At 63.3% G+C, this 18,175-nt stretch carries 21 protein-coding genes and 1 tRNA gene; 9 read left to right on the top strand and 13 right to left on the bottom strand.

Annotation, left to right across the window (positions count from 1 at the left end):
- Window positions 1-4: 4 nt before the first annotated feature.
- The 6 genes from atpA to ACOOFN_RS05710 all read left to right on the top strand — a co-directional run bounded on the left by atpA (window position 5) and on the right by ACOOFN_RS05710 (window position 5,541).
- The gene (gene atpA / locus ACOOFN_RS05735; protein ID WP_420434570.1) at window positions 5-1,534 is read left to right on the top strand and encodes a F0F1 ATP synthase subunit alpha; all 1,530 of its coding nucleotides are present in this window, start codon (window positions 5-7) and stop codon (window positions 1,532-1,534) included.
- 23 nt (window positions 1,535-1,557) lie between these two features.
- Window positions 1,558-2,445 (top strand): F0F1 ATP synthase subunit gamma, encoded by an 888-nt coding sequence (locus ACOOFN_RS05730; RefSeq protein WP_420434568.1) that lies wholly within the window; start codon window positions 1,558-1,560, stop codon window positions 2,443-2,445.
- 26 nt (window positions 2,446-2,471) lie between these two features.
- On the top strand, window positions 2,472-3,905 hold the full coding sequence (gene atpD / locus ACOOFN_RS05725) for a F0F1 ATP synthase subunit beta (RefSeq protein WP_420434566.1): 1,434 nt from the start codon (window positions 2,472-2,474) through the stop codon (window positions 3,903-3,905).
- 97 nt (window positions 3,906-4,002) lie between these two features.
- Window positions 4,003-4,773 (top strand): hypothetical protein, encoded by a 771-nt coding sequence (locus tag ACOOFN_RS05720; protein ID WP_420434564.1) that lies wholly within the window; start codon window positions 4,003-4,005, stop codon window positions 4,771-4,773.
- Window positions 4,774-4,861: 88 nt separating this feature from the next.
- Window positions 4,862-5,263: a F0F1 ATP synthase subunit epsilon gene (locus ACOOFN_RS05715; RefSeq protein WP_420434562.1), complete on the top strand. Its 402-nt coding sequence runs from the start codon at window positions 4,862-4,864 to the stop codon at window positions 5,261-5,263.
- Window positions 5,260-5,541, top strand: a complete 282-nt coding sequence (locus tag ACOOFN_RS05710) for a CBU_0592 family membrane protein (protein ID WP_420435019.1) — start codon at window positions 5,260-5,262, stop codon at window positions 5,539-5,541. The genes ACOOFN_RS05715 and ACOOFN_RS05710 overlap by 4 nt, the downstream gene beginning before the upstream one ends.
- On the opposite strand, the gene ACOOFN_RS05705 is transcribed toward ACOOFN_RS05710, so the two are convergent.
- From ACOOFN_RS05705 to ACOOFN_RS05645, 13 genes are all read right to left on the bottom strand, one after another.
- Complete coding sequence (locus tag ACOOFN_RS05705; RefSeq protein WP_420434560.1) at window positions 5,499-5,987, bottom strand: RNA pyrophosphohydrolase; 489 nt, start codon at window positions 5,985-5,987, stop codon at window positions 5,499-5,501. The genes ACOOFN_RS05710 and ACOOFN_RS05705 overlap by 43 nt on opposite strands.
- A complete protein-coding gene (locus ACOOFN_RS05700; protein WP_420434558.1) occupies window positions 5,987-7,180 on the bottom strand; it encodes a divergent polysaccharide deacetylase family protein in 1,194 nt (397 codons plus the stop codon). The genes ACOOFN_RS05705 and ACOOFN_RS05700 overlap by 1 nt, the downstream gene beginning before the upstream one ends.
- 117 nt (window positions 7,181-7,297) lie before the next feature.
- On the bottom strand, window positions 7,298-8,587 hold the full coding sequence (locus tag ACOOFN_RS05695) for a S41 family peptidase (RefSeq protein ID WP_420434556.1): 1,290 nt from the start codon (window positions 8,585-8,587) through the stop codon (window positions 7,298-7,300).
- Between the two features lie 29 nt (window positions 8,588-8,616).
- Window positions 8,617-9,831, bottom strand: a complete 1,215-nt coding sequence (locus ACOOFN_RS05690) for a murein hydrolase activator EnvC family protein (RefSeq protein WP_420434554.1) — start codon at window positions 9,829-9,831, stop codon at window positions 8,617-8,619.
- 4 nt (window positions 9,832-9,835) lie between these two features.
- Window positions 9,836-10,306 (bottom strand): 23S rRNA (pseudouridine(1915)-N(3))-methyltransferase RlmH, encoded by a 471-nt coding sequence (rlmH, locus tag ACOOFN_RS05685; protein ID WP_420434552.1) that lies wholly within the window; start codon window positions 10,304-10,306, stop codon window positions 9,836-9,838.
- Window positions 10,307-10,312: 6 nt separating this feature from the next.
- Complete coding sequence (gene rsfS, locus ACOOFN_RS05680) at window positions 10,313-10,744, bottom strand: ribosome silencing factor (protein ID WP_420434550.1); 432 nt, start codon at window positions 10,742-10,744, stop codon at window positions 10,313-10,315.
- A 26-nt stretch (window positions 10,745-10,770) separates the two neighbouring features.
- Complete coding sequence (gene egtD, locus ACOOFN_RS05675) at window positions 10,771-11,751, bottom strand: L-histidine N(alpha)-methyltransferase (RefSeq protein ID WP_420434548.1); 981 nt, start codon at window positions 11,749-11,751, stop codon at window positions 10,771-10,773.
- 23 nt (window positions 11,752-11,774) lie between these two features.
- On the bottom strand, window positions 11,775-12,431 hold the full coding sequence (locus ACOOFN_RS05670) for a nicotinate-nucleotide adenylyltransferase (protein WP_420434546.1): 657 nt from the start codon (window positions 12,429-12,431) through the stop codon (window positions 11,775-11,777).
- Window positions 12,428-13,471 carry a GTPase ObgE gene (obgE, locus tag ACOOFN_RS05665; protein WP_420434544.1) on the bottom strand — a complete coding sequence of 348 codons (1,044 nt, stop codon included), beginning with the start codon at window positions 13,469-13,471 and terminating at the stop codon, window positions 12,428-12,430. The genes ACOOFN_RS05670 and obgE overlap by 4 nt, the downstream gene beginning before the upstream one ends.
- A gap of 194 nt (window positions 13,472-13,665) precedes the next feature.
- Entirely contained in the window at window positions 13,666-14,196 is a 531-nt protein-coding gene (locus tag ACOOFN_RS05660; protein WP_420434542.1) for a GNAT family N-acetyltransferase, read from the bottom strand.
- A 111-nt stretch (window positions 14,197-14,307) separates the two neighbouring features.
- Window positions 14,308-14,574 carry a 50S ribosomal protein L27 gene (gene rpmA, locus ACOOFN_RS05655; protein WP_420434540.1) on the bottom strand — a complete coding sequence of 89 codons (267 nt, stop codon included), beginning with the start codon at window positions 14,572-14,574 and terminating at the stop codon, window positions 14,308-14,310.
- 3 nt (window positions 14,575-14,577) lie between these two features.
- Entirely contained in the window at window positions 14,578-15,105 is a 528-nt protein-coding gene (gene rplU, locus ACOOFN_RS05650; RefSeq protein ID WP_420434538.1) for a 50S ribosomal protein L21, read from the bottom strand.
- A 187-nt stretch (window positions 15,106-15,292) separates the two neighbouring features.
- Window positions 15,293-15,595, bottom strand: a complete 303-nt coding sequence (locus tag ACOOFN_RS05645) for a hypothetical protein (RefSeq protein WP_420434536.1) — start codon at window positions 15,593-15,595, stop codon at window positions 15,293-15,295.
- A 294-nt stretch (window positions 15,596-15,889) separates the two neighbouring features.
- Here ACOOFN_RS05645 and ACOOFN_RS05640 point away from each other — a divergent pair.
- From ACOOFN_RS05640 to ACOOFN_RS05630, 3 genes are all read left to right on the top strand, one after another.
- Window positions 15,890-15,979, top strand: a tRNA-Ser gene (locus tag ACOOFN_RS05640).
- A gap of 108 nt (window positions 15,980-16,087) precedes the next feature.
- Window positions 16,088-16,729, top strand: a complete 642-nt coding sequence (locus tag ACOOFN_RS05635; RefSeq protein ID WP_420434534.1) for a hypothetical protein — start codon at window positions 16,088-16,090, stop codon at window positions 16,727-16,729.
- Between the two features lie 176 nt (window positions 16,730-16,905).
- The gene (locus ACOOFN_RS05630; protein WP_420434532.1) at window positions 16,906-18,120 is read left to right on the top strand and encodes a hypothetical protein; all 1,215 of its coding nucleotides are present in this window, start codon (window positions 16,906-16,908) and stop codon (window positions 18,118-18,120) included.
- The last annotated feature ends 55 nt before the right edge of the window (window positions 18,121-18,175 follow it).

The raw sequence follows: 18,175 nt of genomic DNA, 5'->3' as shown, positions 1-18,175 counted from the left end.
CGCCATGGACATCCGTGCCGCGGAAATTTCCGCAATCCTGAAAGACCAGATCAAGAATTACGGCGCCGAGGCGAAGGTCTCCGACGTCGGCAAGGTGCTCTCCGTCGGTGACGGTATTGCGCGCGTCTACGGTCTGGACGAAGTGCGAGCCGGTGAGCTCGTTGAATTCCCTGGCGGCGTGAAGGGCATGGCCCTGAACCTCGAACGCGACAATGTCGGTTGCGTGATCTTCGGCGACGACCGTGGACTGAAGGAAGGCGACACCGTCAAGCGCCTCGGCGCGATCGTCGACACCGGCGTCGGCAAGGGCTATCTCGGCCGGGTCGTCAACGCGCTGGGCGAGCCGATCGACGGCAAGGGCCCGATCGATGCGACGGAACGCCGCCGGGTCGACGTCAAGGCGCCGGGCATCATCCCGCGCAAATCCGTGCACGAGCCGATGGCGACCGGTATCAAGTCCGTGGATGCCATGATCCCGATCGGCCGCGGCCAGCGCGAGCTTATCATTGGCGACCGCCAGACCGGCAAGACCGCGATCGCGATCGACACGATTCTGAACCAGAAATCGATCAATGAGAGCGACGACGAGAGCCAGAAACTCTATTGCGTCTATGTCGCTGTCGGCCAGAAGCGTTCCACCGTTGCGCAGATCGTGAAAACGCTCGAGGAAAACGGTGCGATGGAATACACCACCGTCGTCGCCGCGACCGCTTCCGATCCGGCGCCGATGCAGTTCCTGGCACCGTTCACCGCCTGCACCATCGGCGAATATTTCCGCGACAACGGCATGCACGCCCTCATCGTTTATGATGACTTGTCCAAGCAGGCTGTGGCTTACCGCCAGATGTCGCTGCTGCTCCGTCGCCCGCCGGGCCGCGAAGCCTATCCGGGTGACGTTTTCTACCTGCACTCCCGCCTGCTGGAACGCGCCGCCAAGATGAATGACGACCAGGGTGCTGGTTCGCTGACCGCCCTGCCGGTCATCGAGACGCAGGCCAACGACGTGTCGGCCTACATCCCGACCAACGTGATCTCCATCACCGACGGCCAGATTTTCCTGGAAACCGACCTCTTCTACCAGGGCATCCGCCCTGCCGTGAACGTTGGCCTGTCCGTGTCCCGTGTGGGTTCGGCCGCGCAGACCAAGGCGATGAAGCAGGTGGCCGGCAAGATGAAGGGTGAACTCGCCCAGTATCGCGAAATGGCCGCCTTCGCCCAGTTCGGCTCCGACCTGGACGCCGCGACGCAGCGCCTCCTGAACCGCGGTCAGCGTTTGACCGAGCTTCTGAAGCAGCCGCAATTCTCGCCGCTCGCGATGGAAGAGCAGGTCTGCGTGATCTTTGCCGGTACCCGCGGCTATCTCGACAGCGTACCGGTCGCCGATGTGCGCCAGTACGAGGAAGAATTGCTGCGTCACCTGCACGCCGATCATGCCGATCTTCTCGCGACCATCCGCACCGAGAAGAAGCTGACGGACGACACCGAGGGCAAGCTGGCCTCCGTCGTCGAGGCGTTCACCAAGAACTTCGCGTAAGAGGCGGGGCCCAGGAGAGCCGCATGGCTTCACTCAAAGACCTTCGCAATCGCATCTCCAGCGTGAAATCCACGCAGAAGATCACCAAGGCGATGCAGATGGTAGCCGCCGCGAAGCTGCGCAAGGCGCAGGACGCGGCCGAGGCTGCCGGGCCCTATGCCGAACGCATGGCGTCGGTGATGGCCAATCTGTCGACCTCGATGAAGGATTCGCCGGGCGCGTCGCCGCTGCTGGTCGGGACCGGCAAGGACGACGTCCGCCTGCTGGTCGTGATGACCGCGGACCGTGGCCTGTGCGGTGGCTTCAACACCAATATCGTGCGCAAGGCCCGCGAACGCATCACCACGCTCCAGGGCAAGGGCAAGACGGTCAAGATCATCACCATTGGCAAGAAGGGTGCGGATCAGCTGAACCGCCTCTACAGCGAGCTGATCGTGAAGCGCTTCGACCTCGCCGGCGGCAAGAATGTCGGCAAGGCTGCTGCCTCGGAATTCGGTTCGATCATCCGCGAGATGTTCGAGGCCGGAGAGTTCGATGTTTGTGAGCTGATCTCGTCTGAATTCATCTCCGTGATTTCGCAGAAACCGCGCGCGCACACGCTAATCCCGGCCGCCGACGCGATCGACGAGGGCGTGGAGCGCCCCGATCTCGGCGGCGCCGTGTACGAATATGAGCCCGACGAGGAGGAAATCCTCAACGTGCTCCTGCCGCGTTATGTCGACACGATCATCCTCTCCGCGCTGTTGGAAAATGCCGCCGGCGAGATGGGCGCCCGCATGGCCGCGATGGACAATGCCACGCGCAATGCCGGCGAGCTGATCGACAAACTGAACCTTGTTTATAACCGCACACGCCAGGCCAAGATCACGACGGAGCTGACCGAAATCATCTCCGGCGCTGAGGCCTTGTAAGTTACGTCCTGGAAGGAAAGATCGAGATGGCACAGTTCAAAGGACGCGTTGTTCAGATCACGGGCGCTGTTGTCGACGTCGAGTTCGACGGCGGCCTGCCGGATATTCTGAACGCTCTTGAAACCAAGAATGGCGACCAGAAGCTGGTTCTGGAAGTCGCCCAGCACCTCGGCGAGAACGCGGTGCGTACGATCGCCATGGACGCGACCGAAGGCCTGCAACGCGGTGCGGAAGTGACCGACACCGGCTCCCCGATCACGGTTCCGGTCGGCCCGGGCGTGCTTGGCCGAATCCTGAACGTCACGGGCGACGCGATCGACGAAGCCGGCGATGTCAATTACGAGAAGCGTTCCCCGATCCACCGTCCGGCGCCCTCCTTCGAGGAGCAGGCGACGGAAGCCGAGATCCTGCCGACCGGTATCAAGGTCATCGACCTGCTCTGCCCGTATGCCAAAGGTGGCAAGATCGGCCTGTTCGGCGGCGCCGGCGTTGGCAAGACGGTTCTCATCCAGGAACTCATCAACAACATCGCCAAGCTGTTTGGCGGCTACTCGGTCTTCGCTGGCGTGGGTGAACGCACACGTGAAGGCAATGATTTGTACTGGGAAATGATCGAGTCGGGCGTGAACAAGGACCCGGCCAAAGGATCGACGGAAGGCTCGCGCTGCGCACTGGTCTTCGGCCAGATGAACGAGCCGCCGGGCGCCCGCGCCCGTGTCGCTCTGTCCGGCCTCGCCCAGGCCGAATATTTCCGTGATGAAGAAGGCAAGGACGTACTGTTCTTCGTCGACAACATCTTCCGCTTCACCCAGGCCGGTTCGGAAGTGTCCGCCCTTCTCGGCCGCATCCCGTCCGCCGTGGGTTATCAGCCGACGCTGGCCACCGACATGGGTGCGCTGCAGGAGCGGATCACCTCCACCAAGAAGGGCTCGATCACCTCGGTGCAGGCCGTTTACGTGCCGGCCGATGACCTGACCGACCCGGCGCCGGCCACGACCTTTGCCCACCTCGACGCCACCACGGTTCTGAACCGGGCGATCTCGGAAAAAGGTATCTACCCGGCCGTTGACCCACTCGACTCCTCGTCGCGCATCCTTGATCCGCGCATCGTTGGTGAAGATCACTATGACGTGGCCCGCCGCGTGCAGGAAATCCTGCAGCGCTACAAGGCCCTTCAAGACATCATCGCGATTCTCGGCATGGACGAGCTGTCGGAAGAGGACAAGCTGATCGTGGCGCGCGCCCGGAAAGTGGAACGCTTCCTGTCGCAACCGTTCGACGTGGCCGAAATCTTCACCGGCTTCCCGGGCATCCAGGTGCCGGTCGCCGACACGGTGAAGGGCTTCAAGGCAATCGTCGACGGCGAGTACGATCACCTCCCGGAACCGGCCTTCTACATGGTCGGCACCATCGAGGACGCCGTGAAGAAGGCCGAAGCGCTGGCTGCCGAAGCGGCATAAGCCTCGCTTTCAACTGATTTGAGAAGGCCGGTCCGCTTGGGCCGGCCTTTTCTTTTGATTTCGCCTCGTCCAGTCTTCAAACGACGGGGAGGTATCCATGACATTGCTAGCCGTGCTCACCAGCCTGCTGCTCGCTGCGGCGTCGCCGCCGCCTCCACCGCCTACGGCACCCGAAGTCGCGCAGGGCGAGTTCGACGGTTATGCCGGCCCCGAATTGTGGCGCGCCTGGCAGCGCGCGACGTACGATTCTGCCGCCAATGGGGCGCATGACCTGTACGCACGCTACAACACCGCGCAGCCGGGAGAGTCTTTCAATCGCCTGGGGCCCCGGGCCCAGCGCGCCTCCCCCTTCTATTGGACGGAAGCCCTGCGCTTCGCCTTCAACGAAGTCTGTCAGAACGAAACCTGCCAATGGCGCTATCATGAGGTCGCGATCGCTGGCGAAATGGATGATTTCGATACCATTGCCGAACGGACATTCGATGGCCGTGCTGCCGCAGATTATCTCCGAGCAAATGGCGTGGAGCCAGGTCACGAGATAATCGCCGAACATCGCGCGTTCGGCCGACAGTCGGACCTGGATGAAGCCGTTTCCGGTCATCTTCGCCTTGTGAGTCATCTCGAAAGCGATTGCGCCGACGTCGGATTGTGGGAACAGCGCTATCAGCGCCAGATCGCCCCGGAGCAAGCAGTGTCGGCAGGTGATGAGCCGCCGCCACCCCCGCCTCCGCCGCTGCCGTTCAACATCTCAATGCAGATCGACTTGCCCGGTTGGGTCGTCGGCGCCGACGAGCCCTGGGTCCGCCGCGAAGACAGCCGGGACCGCGCGCTTCTGGACTTGTTGGAAGCGTTGCCGCCCGGTTGTTGATCTCCGGACAGCCCCGCAGTGACATCGCCTCTCCACAAGCGCCAAAAGGCCTGCTAAAAGCCGCCGCGAAACACGAGGATTCTCTGCCATGGCTGACAAGCTTCACTTCGATCTCGTTTCTCCCGAGCGCCGCCTGTTCCAGGGCGAGGTGGATATGGTCGTTGTTCCCGGCGAAGAAGGCGATTTTGGCGTGCTGCCGGGCCATGCACCGGTGATGAGCGCCATCCGCTCGGGTGCCATCTCCGTTCATGATGGCGACGCTGTGACGCGTACTTTCATCCATGGCGGTTTCGCGGAAGTGACGCCGGACGGTCTGACCGTGCTCGCAGAAGAAGCCATTGACCTCAAGGCCGTCGACGCCGCCCAGATCGCCAAGGATCTGACGGAAGCCCGTGAAGACATTGGTCTTGCCCGCGACGATCACGAGCGCCATGTGGCCGAAGCCCGCGTCGCCAAGCTCGAGGCGCTGACCGAAGCGCTGAATAGCTGATCGGCCTCACCGACATCATCGGATTTGCCGGCGTCGCCTGCGTCCTGTTCGCCTATTTCTGGCAGCAGACCAAGGGCGTGCGCAATGATGACTGGCGCCATCCCGTGATCAACGGCGTGGGCGCCGTCCTGTTGCTGGTCTCTCTAATCTACAAGCCCAACCCGGCCTCGATCGCCATCGAGTTCGCCTGGTTCGGGATCAGCCTGATCGGCCTCGTGCGCGCCCTTCGAAACCGTCAGCGCGCGAAGCGCGAGAAGGCTTCCGCCACTTCGTCATAAACGTCGCGTTTCCAGAAAATGATCAGCGGCGGCACGTTCTCCAGCCGCTCCCAGCGCCATTCGACAAATTCCTGTGGCGGGACAGCTGTAAGGTCGAAGTCGGCATCCTGCCCGGTATAGCGGAAGGCGAACCAGCGTTGTTTCTGGCCCTTCCACTTGTAGCGCTTCTGATCCGGCCGCGGTTTCAGTCCCGTCGGAAAATCATAGGCCAGCCAGTGGTCTATTGATCCCAGCAATGTGAGATCCACGCTCTTCGCGCCGGTTTCCTCATAGGCTTCCCGCCGAGCGGCGGCTTCGGCGTCTTCGCCCTTGTCCATCCCGCCTTGTGGGAACTGCCAGACATGTTCGCCGCCCACATCGGCGCGCCGACCGATCCACACCAGACCGTCGCGATTGAACATGACGACGCCGGCATTCGGTCGATGTTGCGGAAAGGGATCGTCCATCAATGAGGGGTGGCGGCAGAGGCCGTCTGCGCAGGCCCGCCACGCTCGGCCTGCTGACGCGCCATCACCGCTGACGGCGGCGCCAGCGCGTACCCGCGGGCCTCCAGCCCTTCCGCCCAGCGCGCGATCTGGTCGACCGTGGAGCGGTAGGCGAAACCGGCGCCGATGGATGCGCCGTTCTGAAGCGCCAGCGCTTCGAGTGTCAGCAGCCGGTCATCGACCGCGGACGGAGAAGGGTCTTCATCCAGCACCCGGTCGGCAATCCCCCAGCGCGCCTGCGCGCCGTCGCCTGCGGCCTCGATCGTCGACCGGCGCCCCGTCCCGTCATGCAGGAAGGAAACGCCGCGTTCCTCGAGCGCCGCCATCACATGTTCGAGCGCGGGTTCGGCCGTCGAGAAGCGCGCGCCGAGATAATTGGTCATGGCGAAATAGCCGGTGGCCTGACTCATCAGCCAGTAAAGTCGCCGCGCGTTCTCGGTTGGCGGCGCATCCGCCAGCAGCGTGTGCGGGCCCGGGTCATTGTTGGGATAGTCGAACGGCTCCATCGGCACTTCGATCAGCACTTCGTGGCCCGCCGCCCGCGCGCGATCCACCCAGCTCTGCAGGTCGCGGGAATAGGGCGCGAAGCTGAGCGCCACTTCCGGCGGCAATTCGTCGATGGCGCTTTCCGTGACCGCCCGGTTGAGCCCCATGCCGCCGATCACGATGGCGATCATCGGCGCATTGGGATCGCCGTGCCACGGCCGCGCATAGGCCTGGTCGGGCCGCGTTCCATCCGGCCCGATCGCAGGCAGCGGCCCGGACGGCCCGGGTGTCGTCAGCCCGGCAATCGGGGCGGCCACGAGAGCGTCAGGATGGGTCTGCCCGGCATGCTCGGCCTCGGCCTGGGCGGGATCCGAGCTGTGCTCGGAACCGGGTGCCTCGAATGTCTCGGGGACCCCCGAAAGCGAGGGTTCGATTTCTGCATCGGTCTGTGTGAACTCGACCGGACGACGCAGTTCTGCCGTCGCGATTTCCTGCGCAGCCGGTTGCGGCGCCGGGACCAGCGCTTGGCGCAGCACTGGCGGACGGCCTTCCGGATCGCCCATGAATGCAATCAGTGCCGCGCCGATGCCAAACAGAAGCGCGGCGCCGAGCCCGGCAATGGCCGGGCCCTTGAAAGCCGAAGCGGCGCTGTAGGTTGTACTGCTCATCTCCGCAGGGTCCGTCGCGATCAATCGGTCCGGCCGAATCAAGATGGCCGGGCTTCATTCCGATTGCTGCCCCGGATGCGGGTAAGAAAGGGTTAAGGCAGGTGCCTTCCCGGGCTTCTATTGCAGGGCGGCTTGCTCGCTTTCAGCCAGTCCGGCCAGCACCTGAAGCGCCCGTTCGAGCTGATAATCGCCCTCATGGTTTTCCGGTGGCATCTCGATCGCCGCGAGGTTCTCGTCCTCGCGCGCATTGCCGGTATCGTTCTCGAGTGCACCATCCAGAGAGGCTTCGCTATAGCGTTCCTCGTCTGCTTCGATGATGCGGTGCGAGATCATCCAGTCCGGCACGATGCCGGTAGCCTGGATGGATCGGCCCGACGGCGTGTAATACCGGCCCGTCGTCAGTCGAAGCGCACCATCACGGCCTCCGCGCAGCGGAATGATGGTCTGCACCGAGCCCTTGCCGAAACTGGTCATGCCGACGAGCGTCGCCCGCTGGCGGTCCTGCAGCGCGCCGGCCACGATCTCGGATGCGCTTGCCGAACCCTCATTGATCAGGATCACGATCGGTGCATTGTCGATCATGTCACCGGGGCGGGCATTGTAGCGCTGGTTCTCGCCCGGATTGCGGTACCGCGTGGTGACGATTTCACCGCCGTCAAGGAAAGTGTCGGTCACGCCGATGGCCTGGTCCAGGAGCCCCCCTGGATTATAGCGCAGATCGACCACGACCCCCGGAATATTGCCGTTGAACGCATCGCGCATTTCGGCGATCGCTTCGTGCAGCGATTCCGTTGTGTGCTCGTTGAAGCCGGCGATCCGCAAATAGCCGAAACCTTCTTCCTCGCGCCAGGCAACGGTCCGCAACGGAATGGTTTCGCGCACCAGATTGAGGTCGAACTCGTCCTCGCCTTCGCGCGTCACGGTGATGGTCACCGGTGCGCCGACCGGGCCGCGCATCAGCTCGACGGCCTCGTCGGTGCTGAAACCGACGATCGATTCACCGTCGACGGCGATGATCTGGTCCCCGGGTTGGATGCCAGCACGACCGGCGGGTGTGTCTTCATACGGCGAGACGACCGTGATCAGGTCGTCGCGCGTCGTGATTTCCATGCCGAGGCCGCCATACTCACCGCGGGTCGAGACCTGCATGTCCTGGAAATTGTCGGGAGAGAGATAGCTGGAGTGCGGATCGAGGCTCTCGAGCATGCCTTCGATCGCGGCCTCGATGAGCGCAGCGTCATCAATGTCGGTGACATAATCTGCCTCAACGCGGGACAGGACATCGCCAAACAGTTCAAGGTGGCGATACGTGTCCTCGCGATTGCTCTGCAGACCTTCCGCAGAGACCGCCAGAGCGCCGGCGCCGAGCGCGAAGGCAACGGCTGCAGCTATAAAATTCAAACGCATGGTCAAAGAGTCCTTTTCTCTCGCCCCGCTTATCCGGACCACGGCCCGCTCCGCAGCCAGGGCTGCGGATCGATCGCGGTCTCTTCCCGCCGGATCTCCAGATACAAATCCGGTGCCGTTTCACCCGAGGACGGCATTTCGCCGACCGGTTCACCGGCCAGAACCGACTGCCCGGCCTCCGCGTAAACCGCGCCGAGGCCAGCCAAGACTATATAGTAGTCGTCCCCGACGCCCAGGATCAATAGTCCGTTATATGTATTAAATGATCCGGCATATTCGACCCGTGCATCAAACGGCGCCACGACCTGGCCGCCGGGCCGCGCGCGGATCCGTAGGCCTTCTATCGGGTCGCCGTTTTCGTCCGCCTGGCCGAACCGCAGCGCTACCGGCCCCTCGACAGGCGCCTGCAGCCGTCCGCGCGTATCGGCAAAACGCAGCGTTTCGATCGGCGCCATCGCAGCGCGCGCCGCCACCAGCCCGTCCTCCGGCCGCAGCACCGGATCCGGCAGGGCGTCGGGCCGGATCAGTCGCCGCGGATTAAAGCGCGGTGAAATTTCCGTCATGCCGCGCAGGGTTTCGAGTAACTGCCGCAAGGTTTGCGCCTGCGCGCCGGCGGTGGCCGCGACATCGGCAAACCTTTCGGCTTCGCCGCGTCGCTGCGATTCCAGATGCCGCCGTTCCGCGATCAACGCGCGTATCTCGGCCTGGCGGGCGGCCAATTCTTCTTCTGTCGAGGTCAGGGCCGCTCGCTCGTCTTCAAGTGACTGGCGCACGTTTCGCAGCGATTCCAGTTCGACCGACAATGCTTCGGCCCGGGCATGCAGCTCCGGCGTGATCGCGGCCAGCAGGCTGGCGGCTCGCGCCGCTGCCTCGGCGTCGCCGGGTGCCGTGGCAAGGGCAGGGGGCGTCCCGCGCTCAATCCGCTGCAGCGCCGCGAGAACGTCGATCAGCGCTTCGCGGTCAGCCATGAGCCGCGCCAGGATTTCATTTTCCTGGTTTGCCAGCTCATCAATCCGGCCGCTGATGTCGGCCGCCGTCTGTTCATTGGCGGAAACGCGACCTGCGGCTGAAACGAGGCGCGATTGCAGTTGAACGATCTCTGCCGCCAACGCCTCCGCTTCGCGCGCTGCGGCATCGGCTTCCGCACGCGCATCGGCTGCCGCCTGTTCCAGTTGCTCCACTGTCCCGGCGTCCGGCGGATCGGCAGGCGTCTGAAGCGCAATAAGGAGGGCAGGCAACCACATGAGGTCAGTCCCGGTGATAGGGCGCGCCCGACAGGATCGAGACCGCCCGGTAAAGCTGTTCAGCCAGCATGGCGCGCACCAGCATGTGCGGCCAGACCGCCTTGCCGAAGGATAGCATCAGCCGCGGCGTCCCGAAGGCCGAGCGGTCCAACCCGTCTGCGCCCCCGATGACGAAGGCGGCTTCCCGAATACCGTCATCGCGCCAGCCGGCGATCTGCAACGCGAATTCGCGCGACGACAGGGTCTTTCCGCGTTCGTCCAACAGGCAGAGGGCAGCGCCGTGCGGAATCTGCGCGGCCAAAGCGGCGGATTCCGCCGTCTTGTCCGAGAACACCCGTATATCGACCTCGCATTCATCCAGCGGGCCGAGCCCGATTCCGGCGCCGCTACCGCCAATCCGGGAAGCGTACCGATCAACAAGCTCGCGTTCGGGGCCGGATTTCAACCGGCCGGCCGCGATGATTTTAAGGCGCATCGCTGATCAGCTATCGGCGCCTTGCGGCGGCTCTACCGACCACATGCGTTCCAGATTGTAGAAGCTGCGCACTTCGGGGCGGAAGATATGGAGCACGACATCGCCGGCATCGATCAGCACCCAATCGGCCGTTTCCAGGCCTTCTGCCCGTGCCTTGCCGATGCCGGACTCCTTGATTTTCCGCAGCACATGGTCGGCGATCGCCCCGACATGGCGATGCGAACGACCGGATGCGATCATCATGAAATCGGTGACCGAGGACTTACCACGCAGATCGATCGAGAGAATGTCTTCCGCCTTGTCGTCCTCCAGAACACCCATGATCAGGGCTTCGAGGGCTTCTCCGGCATGTTCGTCCTTGGGCGGAAGAACCGGGGCGATGTCGGCGGCCTTCGCCGTCCGTTCAGATTGCGTGTTCAGCGGTCTGCTCCTTTGCACGATTCAACTCCAGCCTAGCACAGACCTCAGCTGCGTTCGAGCCAGTAGAGTGTGAAATAGCCGCGTTCGTCGCTCCAGTGTGTCATTACCGACAGACCGGCGGAGGCGGCGAGTTCGGTGAAGCGGTCGACCGTGAACTTGTGCGAGTTCTCCGTGTGAATGGTTTCCCCGGCGGCCATTTCGAACGACCTTCCGGAGATTGTGAAGGACAAATCCCGGTCGGCGACGAGGTGCATTTCGACCCGAGAGCGCGTGTCGTTCCACACGGCGCGGTGCGAGAATGCCGCCACGTCGATATCGCCGTCGAGTTCGCGATTGATCCGGGTCAGCAAATTGAGATTGAAGGCAGCAGTCACGCCCTGCTGGTCGTCATAGGCGTTTTCCAGGACGTCCCTCGACTTCACCCGGTCCGCGCCGATCAGGATGGCATCGCCGGGGCGCAACCATCCGCGCAGTGTCTTCAGCAGGGACCGCGCGTCCTCGGGTTCGAAATTGCCGATTGTCGATCCCGGGAAGAAGACCAGTCGGCGCCCGTCAGGGATCGGCAGATTGTCGAGCGGCACGGCTTGCGTGAAATCGGCACAGATCGCTCCTACCGAGAGCCCGTCGAACCTGTCCGCCAGATCGGCGCAGGCACTGATCAGATGCTCTTTCGAAATATCCAGCCCGATATAGGCCGCGGGTTGGTCGAGCGCATTGAGCAGCTTGTCGATCTTCACACTGGAACCGGACCCCGGCTCGATCACGACAGCGCCTCTTCCGGCGCGCGAGGCGATGTCGCCGGCAATTTCGTCGAGAATGCCGAGCTCGGTGCGCGTCACATAGTAATCGTCCGTTCCCGTAATGTCGTCGAACAGCGCCGACCCCTTGGCATCATAGAAATGCTTGGGCGGGATCATCTTCTGCGACTGCGACAGGCCGGTCAGCACATCGTCGAGGAAGCGCGACTTCGGCGGGTGCAGGTCTTCAAAGAAGGAAAGCGCGCCGGCTTTCTGTGACAAGGTCATGGGCTCGGCTCGGCATCGGCGGATCAACGGGGCGGATCGCCGCGCAGCCGCGACGAGGCCTCGCTATGTAAGCGTTCTGTCAGATAGGTCCACCCCGGCGGGCTTGATTTCGCGAGAGTATGGGCATGGGTTTCGGAAATGCGCGTCGCTGCTAGTTCACGCGCCATCGGTGACAGCCGGGCACGGATCGGGTCTTGCGGACGCGCAATGACGGCAATCGGTACCGACGCAGCGATATCGCGCCAGCGGTGCCATTCGTGGAACTGGCCGAGATTGTCCGCACCCATGATCCAGACGAAGCGCACGCGCGGATGGCGGGCCTTGAGCACGGCGATCAGCTCGGCGGTGGTACGGATACCCGTCCGGTCTTCGATATCGCTGACCACCATGCGCGGGCGTTCAGCGGCGTCCTCGACGGCGGTCAGGCGGCGCTGGAATTCGCCGGCACGGCGTTGCTTCAGCGGGTTCTGCGGCGAAACGATCCACCAGAGCCGGTCAAGCTGCAGCTTTTTCAGCGCGGTGGCGGCGACGTGAAAATGGCCGCGATGGACGGGATCGAAACTTCCGCCGAACAGGCCGATGGTCATGCCCGGTGCCAGCGTCTCGCCTTTCATCGGCGAAGCGCGGCGTCCGCGCCGGATCGCGCCGGAAAAGCGGACCGGAGCCGACCGCCGTGTCACGGTGTCCAGTTCTCGTCAGGGTCGGCGTCTGCCTTGCTCTCGACCGTGCGCGCGGCCTTGATCTGATCCCAGACAGCGAACAGGGCTTCGCGGACATTGGCCTGGCTGGCGCCGGACAGGGCCAGCACATCCTTGCCGCTTGCCGCTTTCAACGCCGCGATCTTTTCCGGCAGCTCGTCGTCCGGAACCGCATCGATCTTGTTCAGTGCCACGATTTCGGGCTTGTCCTCGAGCCCCGCACCATAGGCTTCCAGCTCGCCACGAACGGTTTGATAGGCCGCGGCGACGTCGTCCTGCGTGCCGTCCACCAGGTGGAGCAGGGTCGCGCAGCGTTCGATATGGCCAAGGAAGCGGTCACCGATGCCGGCACCTTCATGCGCGCCCTCGATCAGGCCGGGAATATCGGCCATGACAAAGCGCGCATCTCCGGCCAGATCGACCACGCCCAGATGCGGGTGCAGCGTCGTGAATGGATAGGCCGCGATCTTCGGATGGGCCCGACTGACCGCCGCCAGGAAGGTCGACTTGCCGGCATTGGGCAGGCCGACCAGGCCGGCATCGGCGATCAGTTTCAGCCGCAGCCAGATCCAGCGCTCGACTCCCGGCTCGCCCTTCTGCGCATGGCGCGGCGCCTGGTTGGTCGAGGATTTGAAGAAGGCATTTCCCTTGCCGCCACGGCCGCCCTCCATCAAGAGAACGCGCTGGCCCGGCTCGGTCAGGTCGAGCAGGACGGTCTCGCGGTCCTCATCGAGGATCTGCGTGCCGACCGGCAGTTTCAGGACGACGTCCTTGCCGGCTGCGCCGGTACGGTTCGACCCTGCCCCGCCATCGCCCTTGGCAGCCTTGTAATGCTGCTGGTAGCGGTAATCGATCAGCGTGTTGAGGCCCTCGACCGTTTCTGCCCAGACATCGCCGCCCTTGCCACCATCGCCGCCATCGGGCCCGCCGAACTCGACATATTTCTCACGCCGGAAGCCGACAGCGCCATTGCCGCCATCGCCCGAACGAATGAAGATTTTAGCCTGATCGAGGAATTTCATGATCTGTCTTTTCGGTTGTCGCCGCCTCTATACGCGCTCGTGCGCCAGAACACACCTGCCGCACTGAAAATCACTGCCCGGACACGATTATTCTTGCGAACAATACGTCCGGGCCAAGAATGGTTTCTGTCGCGGCGGGCCTGGGCGGCAATCCGCCAAGCGCGCTCGGAAAATCAGTTGCCGCGCCCAGGCGACTAGACCGCCAGCGCCATGTCGCGGCTCGTCGCATAGGCCATGCGGCCCATGCTGAAGAGGCGTGTGGTTTCGCCGGTATAGGCGAAGCCCAGCTTCTCCAGCACGCGCCCCGAAGCCGGATTGTCCTCGAAATGTCCGGCAACGAGGCGGTCTGGCGCGAGATCGGCCCTTGCCGCTTCGACCAGCCCGGCTGCCGCTTCGCTCGCAATCCCCCGGCCTTGCGCCTCGGGACCGACCCAGTAGCCGATCTCCCAGTGCGTGGCCGCGGCATTGCGCTTGAAAATGCCGCAGGCGCCGACCAGCCGGTCATCGTCTTTGCCGGTGACCGCGTAGGCAAACCGGTTGCGGTTTCCGGCGCCGGCGCGGACGCTCAGAATGTAGAGCTCGACGGCCAGGACCGGGTAGGGGGCCGGAATGTGAGCGGTAAAGCGCGCTATGCTGCCATCCTGGCAATGGCGATGAATTGCTGCCGCATCGCGCTGCTCCAGCGGACGCAACAGCAATCTCTCGGTTTCGAACCTGTCCCTCATGGGTCGATCTCCGGTGGGGAAATGAAAAAGGGGAGGCGGAACCCGCCTCCCCTGAATTCTGTCCAGCCACCGGTTCCGCCCTGAGGGGCGGTCCGGGTCTGTCCGTCCGCCCTATTTGGCCTCTTCAGCCGCGACGACCGAACAGAACATCTTGCCGCCGGACTTCTTGGCGAACGCCACACGGCCTTCGGTCAGCGCGAACAGGGTGTGATCCTTGCCCATGCCGACATTGTCGCCCGGATAGTACTTGGTGCCGCGCTGACGCACGATGATGTTGCCCGGAATGACTTCCTGGCCACCGAATTTCTTGACGCCCAGGCGCCGGCCTTCGGAGTCGCGCCCGTTACGGGATGAACCGCCTGCTTTCTTGTGAGCCATGGATTAGTCCTCCGACTTCTTCGCAGCCGGCTTCTTGGCCGCGGTCTTCTTCGGGGCCGCCTTCTTGGCAGCCGGCTTCTTGGCAGCAGACTTGGTCGTGCTCGCCGCCTTCTTGGTTGCAGCCTTCTTCGGCGCGGCTTTCTTGGCTGCCGGCTTGGCGTCGGCATCGTCAGCCTTCTTGGCCGGCGCGGCTTTCTTCGCCGCCGGCTTCTTGGCACCCGGCTCCAGGATTTCGGAAATCCGCAGCTTCGAGAACCATTGGCGGTGTCCGGCCTTGCGGCGGTAATTCTGACGGCGGCGCTTCTTGAAGACGATGATCTTCTTGTCGCGCGCATTCTCGACCAGCTCGGCCACGACCGAAGCGCCCTCGACATGCGGCGCGCCGACGGTGACGCCCTTGTCGCCGCCCAGCATCAGAACGTGCTCGATGACGATGTTGTCACCGGCCTTGCCTTCGAGTTTTTCGACGGAGATCTCGTCGCCCGGGGCGACGGTATACTGCTTGCCGCCAGTCTGGATGACTGCGAACATGGGTTTTATCCTTTCTGCAACAGGACTTTACGCCTGCTCTTTTTCTTCCCCGCCTGTCCCGGCGGGCGTTGTGGTCCGGCCAATTTGCCGAAATGAGCGCGCGACATACCCCCGAACAGCTGTCCAAGTCAACGCCTAAACGCCGATACGCGCGGCCGGGATGCGATCGTGAAGCGGTGCCCGGATCCTACAGGCCGGGCAGGCGCTCATTGACGCTGGTGTCGTCGAGCCGGGTCCGTTCTTCGCGGATCTGGTCCCATTGGGCTTCCGTGAAGCAGATGCGCTGGCCAATACGGCTGCCGACCACGGGTTCCGTCCGGCAAACAACCTCCTCACCGTCTTCATTGATCAAGCGTGTCTCGCGGACCGCGGCCTGGCCTTGAAGGCCCGGCGGCAAGGTCGGCCCCGCCAGTGGTGAATTCGGATTGTCATAGGTGGAACAACCGGCCAGGCCGGTCAGGCCGACGGCGAGCAACATAACGCGTTTCATGATAAGATCCCGGAAAATACAGCCCCAATAGAGGAGCGGGAAGCTAGTAAGGCAGGGCCGTGCAGGCAATCCGCTCTCGCATGACTTTTTCGTAATCCGGTCCGGAGCGTGCAGATAATGCGCGGGTCGCCAGGCGCTGGCTTTTACCAGCGCGTTACGCTTGATTTTGTTCGACCACTCGTATTTAACGCGGGTCCCCGCGGAGAGGTGCCGGAGTGGTCGCCCCGCGCTGGCAAATGCCAGCGCGTTACTCTTGATTTTGTTCGACCACTCGTATTTAACGCGGGTCCCCGCGGAGAGGTGCCGGAGTGGTCGAACGGGGCGGTCTCGAAAACCGTTGAGCGCGCAAGCGTTCCGAGGGTTCGAATCCCTCTCTCTCCGCCACTATTCCTGAACATGATTACCCGCGGCCGCTTCGCGATTCTCTGACGGCTATCGTCTTCCGCCCGATCCGCACATATTGATGCCGTAGCGAATCAAGGGGGATGCGCCGTGGACCGTTTTTTTGTCTGGATGCCCGTTCTCGGTGCGACGCTGCTCGCACTGTTTGCCGGCTTGCAGCCCTGGGCGGAGCCCCGGCTGCTGTTCGCGGACCCGTTGATTGCCGCAGAAGAGGCGGCGGAGTGCTGCAGCGTCTATTTCGGCATCATGTCGACGCTCGGCGTCTTCATGTGGATCGGAACGGCCGTGATATGCGGTTTCACCGTTCTCGTGCTGATGCGCGCGAATGGCCGCCGGGCCGACATGATATTCCTCGCCGCGGCCGGTGCCTTCAGTGCCTGGCTGGGCTTTGACGATGCCTTCATGTTTCACGAAGCGGTCGCGCCGGCACTCGGCATCCCGCAGAACGGGGTCTTGCTGGTCTATGTCGGTCTCGCCGCAGCCTATGCGTGGAGTATTCGCCGGCGCGTCTTCTCCGGCCGGATCGTGTTGCTGGGAGCAGCTTTTGCGGGCTTCGCGGCGAGTGTCGCAATTGATGTGTTCACAACCACCCATGCCGAATGGGTCGTGGTGTCAGAAGACGTGTTCAAGTTTGCCGGTATCGCCGCCTGGTTCATGTTCCACCTGGCGAGCGCGCTCGACATCCTGGCACCGGCGGATTCCAACGGGCGTGCAAACTCGACCTCCGGGTGACAAAGACGGTCATCGAGGAAGCGCGCTGCCCCGCGATTGATGCCAGTTCGAATGGACCGCCGGCCGGCTGACCGCACGCGAATTCAGGAAAAATTATCGCATCGTCTGCGATTAAGAAAAAAGGATGGGACCGCGACGGTAGCCGGAGGGTGCCGCCGCAGCTGGAACGATCGGACATGATAGATTTTCCACCGGATATCGCGGCGCGCATGAAGCAGGGCGCAATTGAATTGTGCCAGATCCAGTTCATCAATATCGAACTCGTTCGCAAGCAGTCCGGTGCGCAATGGCACACGCTCAAGAAGAAGATTTTCGACATCGGCGCCTTCTTCATCGAGAAACGCGTGAACGGCCAGGATGTCGTCCTGCGATGCGCAGACGGATTCATCGTGATCTTTGCAGATGCCAATCCGCCGCCGCCGGTCGAACGCGCGCAATCGCTATCGATCGAGATGAACCAGTTTTTCATTGGCGAGGACGCTTTCCGCGCGCTTTCGGTGAGATGCAATCACATGAAACTCGAGCCGCGCGAACTGGCCGCATTTCTCGCCGGGCAGGGCGCCGAGATCGAGGACAAGCCGGACGCACGGCCGCCGGTTCCTGCCAAGCCGCACCCGATCGAACTCGACCCGCTGGCCAATGCCGAAGTGATTTTCGAACCGGTCTGGGACCGGCGACGTGAAGTCGTGACGACAAATATGGCGCTGGCGCGAGGCGTCCATCCGCACACCGGCAACGCATTGCGCGGTCGCGATCTCTGTCACGGCGACAATCGCCGCCAGTCTAACGCCCGCTATGATTGCCGCGTGCTGGACGGCACTATTGCCGAGCTCGAAGCCATGCGCGCGGCAAAGCGCCCGTCGGCTTTTAGCGTGCCGATCCATTTGCAGACGATCTGCCGTCGCGAAACGCGCATGGAATATTTCGAACGGTTGCAGAACCTTCCCGAGCCCGATCGACGCCTTCTCTTCTTTTATATCGACGGCATCGAAACCGGCACGCCGATCAGCCAGATCGAGGACGCCTTTGGTACCCTCCGCCAGCTCGGCGGCGGCGTCATGGCGGTGCTCGGGTTTGGAAATGCCGATCTCACTCCGTTCCGGGATGTCGATCTGCGCCTCGTTGGCTGGGCCTGTCCAAACGGCCGCGCCGACCTGTCACCATCGCAGTTTGAAGGCGTGAAGCGGCTTGCGCGGCTCGCGGAGGAACGGCGGATCCAGACCTTCATGACCCAGGTGTCCACACCGCGCATGTTCGAGCAATGTCTCGAGGCCGAAATCGCCTTCCTGACCGGCAGCGTGATCGGCGGATCCCTGACCGGTGCATCATCGCCGCATGTATTGAGCCAGCAGGATATCCTTCCGGAAACCGACGATGTCTACGAAATCTAGCCTTGCACGCCTGCATGGCCGGGCGGCGGGACGGTAGGCCCATCCGCCGCTGAAC

It is taken from the genome of Hyphobacterium sp. (genome assembly GCF_965217055.1).
Classification (GTDB): domain Bacteria; phylum Pseudomonadota; class Alphaproteobacteria; order Caulobacterales; family Maricaulaceae; genus Hyphobacterium.
The sequence above is the reverse complement of the archived record's forward strand: the minus strand, read 5'-3'. Positions and strand labels throughout refer to the sequence as shown.